This window comes from Dietzia papillomatosis NBRC 105045, from assembly GCF_001570845.1.
In the GTDB taxonomy this organism is placed as follows: domain Bacteria; phylum Actinomycetota; class Actinomycetes; order Mycobacteriales; family Mycobacteriaceae; genus Dietzia; species Dietzia cinnamea.
Genome location: NZ_BCSL01000080.1, coordinates 1 through 5,475, shown reverse-complemented (window position 1 = coordinate 5,475; position 5,475 = coordinate 1). Strand labels below are relative to the sequence as shown.

Annotated in this window: 4 protein-coding genes; 3 read left to right on the top strand and 1 reads right to left on the bottom strand. The window is 57.3% G+C overall.

What is annotated here, in order from left to right; genetic code table 11:
- Window positions 1-424: 424 nt before the first annotated feature.
- Window positions 425-1,324, top strand: coding sequence for a DUF2971 domain-containing protein (locus DPA01S_RS17630; protein ID WP_157076991.1), 900 nt, complete (start codon window positions 425-427; stop codon window positions 1,322-1,324).
- Window positions 1,325-2,279: 955 nt separating this feature from the next.
- Entirely contained in the window at window positions 2,280-3,347 is a 1,068-nt protein-coding gene (locus tag DPA01S_RS16885) for a hypothetical protein (protein WP_157076990.1), read from the top strand.
- A 1,414-nt stretch (window positions 3,348-4,761) separates the two neighbouring features.
- On the opposite strand, the gene DPA01S_RS15720 is transcribed toward DPA01S_RS16885, so the two are convergent.
- Window positions 4,762-5,106 (bottom strand): inorganic pyrophosphatase, encoded by a 345-nt coding sequence (locus tag DPA01S_RS15720; RefSeq protein WP_061917816.1) that lies wholly within the window; start codon window positions 5,104-5,106, stop codon window positions 4,762-4,764.
- 59 nt (window positions 5,107-5,165) lie between these two features.
- On the opposite strand from DPA01S_RS15720, the gene DPA01S_RS15715 reads away from it, so the two are divergent.
- Window positions 5,166-5,475: transposase (locus DPA01S_RS15715; RefSeq protein WP_061917818.1), on the top strand; the 310-nt coding region annotated here is incomplete at its 3' end.

The window sequence follows — 5,475 nt, the reverse complement described above, 5'->3', positions numbered from 1 at the left end:
AATCCGCTGACGAAAGCTTTGGCGATGCCGCCGATCCCTGACCCGAAGCCGGAAGACCTCAAGCCGCACCTCGGCGGCTGGAGCTCTTACGGGCCCGACTCGACATTCGGCTAGAAGAGCTGACGGCAAGACGCTCTTCCGCGTTCTGCTACGAATCTGTTGGCCGGCACCGGGCAGACAGCCGGGACGAGTGGGGAGCGTAGTCCGCACGCGGAGCTTCCGAGTTTTAGCTGTCGTCCCCGTCGGAAGGCAGCGGCCATTGAATCCTGGCCACCACACGATGCATCTTCTGTTCCGACACAGGACGCCTGTAATAGCAAACCCCTCCGACGAAGCCAGGGCCATCAGTATAGGTTTGACGGCGACCCTAAAAAGCTGCCTGGTGGCTAAGGTTGCGAGTTATTGCTGCTGAAAGGATAGAGGAGTGGCCCAACCAGAAACAGTCTGGCACTATACAGATGCTGCAGGAGTCATCGGCATACTGGGAGGCAATTCAGTGGTGCGACCACGAGATGTAGTGGGCACTCTTGACTGCCGTCCTGAGTTTCGGGCGACAGCCGTAGAATACCTGAATGATAGTCGGGAACTAATTCATGGACTAACTATTTTGCGGGATGAACTGATCGCGCCTGCCATCGCTGCCGCGGAGGCCGATTCGGCTCAGGATGGACCGCGCTCTACCTCGACGCCTAAAGAGAAGGCGGAATTTCTCAGAAAGTTCTGTGAGGTTATCGACCGAGTAGAGATCCGAGAATATCCTCGACATATCCACTGCTACGTTACATCATTTTCGGAGAACCCCGACCTGCTAAGTCAGTGGCGAGGCTATTGTGGAGGGCTTAATGGATTTGCCATCGGGATTGATGTCGCCTGCATGCCAGAAGAAGCCGAAGCGAAGCTGAAGCAGGTAAAATACAGCGGTACCTTGCGAGACTCGTCCGATATAATGAACCTTGCTAGCTTATGGTTACGTAGATTTGTACTAGACAGGTCTCAGGCCCCCAGGCCTAGCGAGCAGCTGTTGGATCAGTACTTGCGTGAGTTGGCCGTGTTTGCTGCCCAGTTCAAGCATGAGGGTTTCGGCGAGGAGGCCGAATGGCGAATAATAAGGCGTGGTTCCGACGGGGCAAATTATCGAAGCAGGGCAACGCAGCTAGTGCCTTACGTAACATGGGACCTTCCGCCTGAGTCCGTAGTTGGTGTTTACGTGGGCCCCGGCCCAAGCCAAAATGAGAACCACCTCGCAGTAAAGAGTTTACTGCATTCGTACGGATACCACTCCGCGGCCGAGAACGTGATTCTGTCACCCACTCCGTTTAAATAATTATTACATGTCTCTTCTTAGGTTCGAGTAGGCGATATCGCGATCCATGCTGCGGGGTGGGGCAGGGTGACTTCGAGCTGGTCGATGGAACTGAGACGCAGCGACAGCGTGGAGAGATATGACGCAGTACGGACTGGCCCGCGTCATCTCAGGGGTAAGTCCATAGTGCTTCCGGCATCGGGCAAACTGTAGAGGTTCTTCTGATACGTCACCTCCGTTGGGGGCTGCGGGGGATACGGCCGCCGCTGTTGACAACGGTCGAAATGTAGTCCAGTAATGACGGGCTAAAAACCACCCCGTCGCTCCGCGCCGACGACATTCGATGCACTCTTGACAAGAGTCTCGTCTGCCCGCTTGAGCTCACGACTCGCCAGCTCGACAGTCTTAATCCTCGCCGACCCGCGCGTGCTGACCCCGCCACGTAATCTTCGTCTACGTCACCTTGACGCACCCAGGACCGCACGGACTCGGCACCATCGCCAAGCTGGACTGCCACACGCTTTACGGTGCCGAGATCGGTGCCCAACTCGGCCCTCAGAGTGTTGACTGTCCGCCCAGCAGCCGCAGAGAGGTTGCGCCCCGATCTGCGGGAGGCCGAAGGCACGACGCTCGACGAAAATGATGGGAGTGTCTGTGTCGAAGAGTAGAATCGGAACCAATGGGCCGAACCGTCGCCGGGCGACCATCCGACCGAGATAGATGCGCTAAGTCTCTGATCGCTCACCTCGAGAAGTTATAGGATTGCGGCTCCGTCAGAGAGCTCCCGTTAGATCAGGTGGTCAAGAAGGTGCACTCTCCAGCTGGGGTACCTAAGTCGGCACTCGCCCGGGAACTCGGCAAACTTTCTCCCCGAGAGTTCGAGTCTCTGGGCATACCCCCTTGGGCGCCGATAGTAGCTGAGGCGATTGTGCGGCTAACTGAGATCACTCGAGACGCCGAAAGCTACTCATCGTGGATGGGCTCAATTTCCGCTGAACTGGAGAGACTATTCGACGGTTTCGACTGGGCGCCCCTAGCGAGTTTTCTGGATGATTACCTCATCTTAGACGGCGGGGAGAGCGAGAGGGAGTTCCAGCAGGCGGTAGTCGAGTTCGGGAGACAGTGGCATTCAAAACTGCGAAACGGAGGCTACGTAGTTTTTGCCCGACGACTGTTAGGGGGATCTCGTTTCGACTCTCTCACCAGGGCGCTTCGCGAGGATGGCGCGGTTGTCGCCTGGGCCGCGCGCGCTGTGGTCCGGGCTGGACTGCCCGTCGCTCAGGCCTGGGCAGATGTGTCCGATTTTGCGCAGGTTCCCGAACTGAAATACAAGCTGCCCGAAGAACTCCGGAGCGTCCGGCTCATCGAACTCGCCTCAAGATTCGACTCCTTTGTGGAAACAATGGCTGGCCGCTTCATCCCGCGAGAGATTATCGACAATAAGGTCGGCAACATCGGCTCTCGTTCACGAGAGCTCGAGTTGCTTGTAGGTGAGGCAAGGGGAATGGTCACTCGTCAGACGCATCAGAGACTAAAAGAAGCCAGCGAAGTTTACCTTCGCAAAGTTCGAGGAGCGCGCACGACCTTGCATTCTAGTGAGGACGGCATATCGCAAGCTGCGCATTCTTTAGTTGAGCTTGTCGATCGAGTTCTGCGCGAATATATTGATAGCAACGATGCAGCCCAGTGGATTCAGGACAACACGTCGAAGCCCAAGGAATACCTATACACCCGCGACGAGAAAACTCTGCCAACTAAGCGCGGTGAAGCAGTTTGCTTTGTCTATGGGGCAGCGCCTGGCGAGGTGGCTAAAGACTCCTCACTCATTCCCTCCCCGCTACACCTAGCTATCGCAAATGCTATCGTCGCCGCACGGACGGTGCTCCAAAGGATCAAGCACGCGGACAAGGGGACCGAAGAAGAGCGCGTACGGGTTGAGAGCTTGATCGCAGGTATCGAAAGTGCGCTCTACATTGCCTATTTGTTGGCAAGTTGGACAGGCATCGAACCTGCGGACGATGACGATAATGAGCCGCCGATCTAAAACGACTGCGAGGGTGGGCACGCGTGTCCCCGTGCGTGCCTGTTTCTACGGAGAGGTGAACCTGCCCGGAGCCCTATCGCGGGGATGCCCAAGCCGCGATAGACGCAATGGCCTGGCCGGTTGTTGCCTCCGTGCTTTCATGTGCGAGAGGCTTGCAGGCCGGCGTCGCGGTCGACGCAGTTCTGTTCCCATTGGTCCCTTCGCCCGCTGTTCCGCCGACGTCATGGTTGCTATTTCGGTAAGATGGAAGCTATGGCGCGAGGAAAGAACTCAGTGTTGCGCTTCTATGTGCAGGCTCCTGATGGTAGGTGCTCAGCTGAGTGGCGGGTGTGGACGGGAACGGGCAACACAGTTTCGAATGAGCTGTATGCAACTCCTAGAAATCACGCCGACCATTTCAAGTTCAGCTTGCACTCAGATGGTTACTCGCAATTCGGATTTAGTAAGTCTGTACGTGACAAGCTCAGGCCCGGTGACCGAGGCGCGATAGAAAGGTGGAGCGGGACCAAAGTCGAAGTCCTGCCAGGCTGGCGAGTCTTGCTCACTTTACAATTCCCGCAGTCGCAGTTGAGGTTACCGACCAAGGACTTTTCTCCTAGCTCGGTGGCGGTCCCCACGAGTGGAAGGGCGGGAACTACTACATTCGTAATGTTGGCCGTTGGAACCCATGATGCACGGACTGCTGGACTCGACCTCGTTGGCCTCTTGGATCGACGAGACGGCCAACGCGTAGCTGCGATTGTGCAGACTCTGCCCATCGATGTAGAGGAAAAGCTGTCGCTCCAAACAAGACTAAGTCAACGAATACCGCTGGTGGTCCCAGGAGTGGTGCTTGCGGAGCCGTTTGACTGGATGGTCGACGTGTTGCCAGACGGTACTAGGGCCGTGACAGAATTTGCCGCTGAGAGAACTTCGCTCCAACCGTTGCCCCAGCTTTCCGGTTTCCGCGGAAATGTCTACCGTTGGCAGGATGGACCGGAGGAGCTGAAGCACCTCGACTTAGCGTGTGGTGCCGTTGTTTACCGCCCCAATAGTCATGCGGAACTGTATGTCGATCAGCATAGTAGGTGTGATCACAGCGAGCTCGGGAGGGATGGGGAACTGCTTCTGCGTCAGATTGAAGGGAAGAGAATGGACCGTGAGTGGGGCATGTTAGCGGACGGAAGTCTTTATACCTTGATTTCAACACGTACTGTCCTAGATTCTGCGGGAATTGATCGCGGTTTGCCCATTAAGGAATAAGTAGCATCGAGGGTGTTTCGCGGACCCACGAGCGTCTTCCTCTGGTACGGATGCGTAACTCGGCGCCTGTTTTCTGGAGGTTCGCCTAGATGGAGCCGTGCCTTCCTCACAGGGCATGTCGGCTAGGGCGTGTCTCCCATAGGTGAGTGGCGACCGCCGTGACGTGAGCTATCTAGCTCATTACGAGGTGGCAACCCAAGCCCAGCTCTCGTTGGACGAAGTGGCGTACAGTTTCTGATTCCGCTGCTGTGCAGCCGAGAAGAACCTTGACTTCGAGGTCTCGCTTGCCAGGATCTACTGTCATCAAGACCGCAGTGACCCTGCGTGGCATCAGCGACCCCACGAACACGTCGATGCCGTCACCGTCGCCACTGCTGGTGCCGTCTAGATATCCGTAGTCCAGCGGATAGATCGCCTCGCCGTAGCGAGGGTGTGGTGTTCCCCTGGGGCGGTCGATGACAAGACGACTGGTGGCTGCAAGGTGTTCCAGGGCGGAGAAGATGTCGACGGCTGCCATGTAGTGAATCTAGGGCGTGGCGCCCGAAGCTGAACGGTGCGCCGCGAGACCGTGGCCGTATGGGGCAAACAAGGTCACGGTTTCGCCAGTTCACAGATGAGCAGTGGGAGCGGATCGAGCCCCTGTTGCCCTCAAATGCAGGGCGGCAGGGGCATCCGTTTCGAGACAATCGCAAGATCGTCGAGGGGATCGCTTACCGCTATCGAGCAGGCATTCCGTGGCGGGATCTGCCGCGGGATGAGTTCGGTCCGTGGCAGACGGTGTGGAAGCGTCACGCCCGCTACGCACGGGACGGCACCTGGGACCGGATCCTGCACGTGATCCTGGCCGAAGCTGACGCCGCCGGGAAAATCGACTGGAACGTCTCGG

Coding starts and splice junctions, on each gene's coding strand:
- DPA01S_RS16885 (WP_157076990.1), top strand. CDS start 2,280: ATGGGCTCAATTTCCGCTGAACTGGAGAGACTATTCGACGGTTTCGAC.
- DPA01S_RS15720 (WP_061917816.1), bottom strand. CDS start 5,106: ATGGCAGCCGTCGACATCTTCTCCGCCCTGGAACACCTTGCAGCCACC.